We start from the raw sequence: 4,192 nt of genomic DNA on the forward strand, positions 1-4,192 counted from the left end.
ATTTAACCACGAAAGGTCAGCAGACCATAATAAAGTTGGCATTTTAAACATGCACGGAGACGATAAGTGAAGCAACAGTTTAGATTCGCTTCCATTGCCCTAATATCGGCGCTGACCGCGGGATGCGCGAGTATGTCTGCAGGTAACCTGTTCAGTCATTACAGCGCACAAAATAAAAGTATCTACCAAGCTGTTAAATCTGGAGATTATTCAGAGGCTCAACAAGAGTTACCAGATTACGCAGCAGGCGATATTCTCGATAATTTTGAGAGAGGCAGAATCAATCTGTTGGATCAAAAGTACCCAGAGAGTAAGTCTTCGTTTGAAGCGGCGGATCAGGCTGTTACCGAGCAGCAGAGAAAAGCCGTCATCTCTATCTCAGACAGTGCAACCAGCGTGGGTGCATTGGCTGTGAATGACAACATTACCGAGTATGTGCCGCCGGATTACGAGTTAGGCTTTCTTCACCTTTATCTCGGCTTAAACTATTTAAAGAAAAACGATTTAGAAGGTGCGGTGATCGAAATGCGTCGCGCCAATCAAGTTCAAGAGCAAGCGAAGAAGCAGCGTGAGGCCGAGCTAGAAAGAGCCGCCAACGATGCGAAGAAGCAGGGGCTGTCTGCCAATGTCGGCAGTATTCTCGCGAATTACCCAGATGCGGGTAAAAAGCTGCAGTCAGTGCAGAACGCTTATCTGATGTTTTTATCGGGTCTGCTTTATGAAGCTTCAAACGACCTCAACAGTGCTTATGTCGATTATCGACGCGCATTGGCGGTGATGCCCGATAATCAAGAGATTATCGACAGAACCATGGCAACGGCCGCTCGCTTAGGTATGCGACAAGACTTAGCCACACTTGAGAAGCGTTACAAGCAGTCGTCTAAGCTAAGTAGCGGTCAAGGGCGCGTGATTGTTCTTCAAGAGCAGAGTGCTGTTCAAGCAATGGACAGTTGGCGATTAGATTTACCTGTTTATGACAGTCGAGATCAGGGAGCAATATACTCTCTTGCGCTGCCATATTACCCAAGTCAGAACGTAGAGCGTTTTTCTCCGTTGCGAATCAGTGGGCAACCGCTACAAGAGCATTTGATCACTGACGTCAACGCCATGGCTCAGAACGATCTGTCTGAGCGTATGACGAGCATTGTTATTCGCCAAGCGCTACGTGTGGTCGCAAAAGACCGCATTCGTAAAGAGGCAACAAAGGGTGATGATGTTGGAAACATTTTGTTCAATGTGTGGAACACACTGACAGAGCAACCAGACACTCGCAGTTGGCAATCATTACCAGCTGAGATTAAGAGCAGTACGTTTGTAGCAAACAGCGGTCAATATACTTTGGAAGCGGGTGCTAAAACCTACGATTTTGATATTCGAGAAGGGCAGACCACTTTGGTATGGATTTCTCGACAAGGAAACAACGCAACAATGTGGCATAAACAGCTAGGGAGGCTGTAATGAAAAAGTGGTTAGTGAGCTTAGCAGCGGTTATGGCTCTGGCTGGTTGTGCTGATAATACAGCTGGCGTAAGGGTTGATAGTCTGACTCAGAACGTATTCTTTGGCGACAATGTATTGGGCAGCCGTTTACAAGTTGAAGATATCCGTACCGATCAGATTGATGGTCACACTCGAGGTATTGTCCGCTTAAACAGTAACTATAAAGGTGACCAACACATCCTTTATCGTTTCTATTGGTACGACGATGCTGGACTTGAGGTCAACTTGAAACAAGGACCTTGGAAGCAAGCGATTGTACGTGGCTTTGAAAGCATTTCGTTGTCGGAAGTATCGGTAAACCCGAAAGCAACTCAATTCCGAGTGCAGTTCCGAGAGCAGTAGTAACAGATTCCGTTATAACTGGCGCGGTTAATATCGACTAGCGCTAAAAAGCGAATTGATTCGCACAGATAAAATTTAAGAGTGTGGGTAACCCCACTCAATGATAAGTTGAGGAAACATCATGAAAAAGAGTGTCATTGCGCTACTAGGCTTAGCGGTTATTTTAGGCGGTTGTTCGAACAAGGTAAGCTACGGTGATGCACAAGCAGTAGAAACCACGACAATCGATTTCGGTTCAACTGACCTTCAAACTATTGCTGGTGAGATGGTTGATAGTATGATGGCTTCTGGTTCAGTGTCTTACATTACTCGTGATCAGCGTCCAATCGTGTTCGTAGAGCGAATCAAGAACAAAACAAGTGAGCACATCGATACTGAGTCAATCACTGACACAATCAGTACTAAGATGCTGAACTCTGGTAAGTTCCGTTTCGTTGATATGGACCGTGTAGAGTCTGTTCGTGACCAACTAAACTTCCAAAACAACGATGAGCTAGTGAACCAAAGCTCTGCGATTCAGTTCGGTAAGATGGTTGGTGCTCAGTACATGCTGTACGGCAACCTATCAAGCATCGTTAAGAAAGCGGGTAGCGACGAAGACGTGTACTACAAAATGACCATGCGTCTGATGGACCTTGAGTCTGGCTTGATCGAGTGGGCTGACGAGACTGAAATCCGTAAGCAGCAATCTAAGAGCCTACTAGGTCTTTAATTTCGCTTAACTGCCAATTATGACACTTACTATTGAAAGTGAATAGCTTGGTCACACGCCAATTCAGTACATGATGTGCTGATATTTGAAGACACTGGCTTTTGGTCAGTGTCTTTTTTGTAGGGAAACGAAGACGTTTATAGGGAATGAGCAATGGCAATTTTTTCTTGGTCTGAGGCGAAGCTTCTTGATACCAGTTTGATTTCGCTTGATGGCTATTTTTCGCAGCCGCCAGTGAAGGCGCAGACACTTACCGGTGGTCTAACTAACCGATGTTGGAAGCTGGTTTCTGCTGATGGCGCTGAATACGTGTGGCGTCCGATCACACCAATCACCAACGCCTTCTTTATTTCCCGTCATGAAGAGTACCAAGTGTTGTCTGCCATCGAGCGTCTTGGTATTGGACCAAGCCCAATAGTCGTGAATGAACAGGGCTTATTGGTTGAATGGGTTGCTGGGGATACGTTATATGAAGGTTTAGATATTGATGACCTTCTAAAAACGCTTATCTCTGTGCATCTGGTTAACACAGCACGGTTACCACTTAAGCCGTTTAGCTTTACAGCGAGAGTGGACCATTATTGGCTTCAGCTTGATGCCGTTCATAAGACAGAAGTTTACAGCACCATTTATAAAGAGTGGCGCACAACGCCAAGTATCTCGAGTGTTGAGCTCTCCTTATGTCACTTTGATCTCGGCGGTTATAACCTGGTGAAGAACAGTGACGGGATTAAAATCATCGATTGGGAATACGCGGCAATTGCTGACCCTAGATTAGATCTAACCTTAACCATTTCAGTCGCAGGTGCCCCGGTGCAAGAAACGGTTGAAAAGTATTGTCAGCTGCGCGGTATTCACGATGTTCAGCCTTGGCTAGATGGTGTAGAAGCGTGGTTACCACGAAGCCGAATGATGGCAATGTTGTGGTATTTGCTCGCCCATCAACTGTGGGGAGATGAAAGTTATCTGCGTGAAGCAGAGGCTCTGAGTCACACTTTCTGTAGCTAGGATCACGTTTAGGAAGTGAAAAATATAATTTCGATGCTCTTCCCTTTAAAACCTTGTTTTTCGTGTTAGATTGATCAAAACGTACCAATATTCAATGGGGGAGGTACAATGATTATCTATCTTCACGGCTTCGACTCAACAAGCCCGGGCAATCACGAAAAAATACTGCAGTTGCAATTCATTGATGATGACGTTCGTTTCATCAACTACAGTACTTTGCATCCAAAGCATGACATGCAGCACCTATTGAAAGAGGTGCACAAAGTGATAGAGCAATCAGATGATCCACATCCAATTATTTGTGGTGTTGGCTTAGGTGGTTTTTGGTCTGAGCGTATTGGTTTCTTGTGTGGTATTAAGCAGGTAATTTTCAACCCGAACCTGCAACCTGAAAACAACATGGTGGGCCGAATCGATCGTCCTGAAGAGTACGAAGATATTGCGACTAAGTGTGTGGAACAGTACCGCATGAAAAACAAAGGTCGCTGCCTCGTGGTGCTTTCTCGTGAAGATGAAATTCACGACAATAGCAAAACTGCAGCTGCACTCGAAGATTACTACGATGTGATTTGGGATGAGAAAGAGAGCCATAAATTCAAAAAAATCTCTCAACATCTTCAAGCAATGAAAG

The 4,192-nt window shown here is 45.1% G+C and carries 5 protein-coding genes; all 5 read left to right on the forward strand.

Features of this window, described 5'->3' with window-relative positions; translation table 11 throughout:
- Positions 1-66 precede the first annotated feature (66 nt).
- Complete coding sequence (locus BCT81_RS20055) at positions 67-1,458, forward strand: hypothetical protein (protein WP_102425576.1); 1,392 nt, start codon at positions 67-69, stop codon at positions 1,456-1,458.
- Positions 1,458-1,841 carry a YcfL family protein gene (locus tag BCT81_RS20060; RefSeq protein WP_004741950.1) on the forward strand — a complete coding sequence of 128 codons (384 nt, stop codon included), beginning with the start codon at positions 1,458-1,460 and terminating at the stop codon, positions 1,839-1,841. Before BCT81_RS20055 ends, BCT81_RS20060 begins: the two co-directional genes overlap by 1 nt.
- Before the next feature lie 121 nt (positions 1,842-1,962).
- Positions 1,963-2,553 (forward strand): penicillin-binding protein activator LpoB, encoded by a 591-nt coding sequence (gene lpoB / locus BCT81_RS20065; RefSeq protein WP_004741952.1) that lies wholly within the window; start codon positions 1,963-1,965, stop codon positions 2,551-2,553.
- Between the two features lie 153 nt (positions 2,554-2,706).
- Positions 2,707-3,561, forward strand: a complete 855-nt coding sequence (locus BCT81_RS20070; protein ID WP_102425577.1) for a phosphotransferase — start codon at positions 2,707-2,709, stop codon at positions 3,559-3,561.
- 108 nt (positions 3,562-3,669) lie between these two features.
- On the forward strand, positions 3,670-4,192 hold a 523-nt coding region (gene ycfP / locus BCT81_RS20075; RefSeq protein WP_102425578.1), incomplete at its 3' end, for an alpha/beta hydrolase YcfP.

It is taken from the genome of Vibrio sp. 10N.261.52.A1 (assembly GCF_002876325.1).
Classification (GTDB): Bacteria; Pseudomonadota; Gammaproteobacteria; order Enterobacterales; family Vibrionaceae; genus Vibrio; species Vibrio chagasii.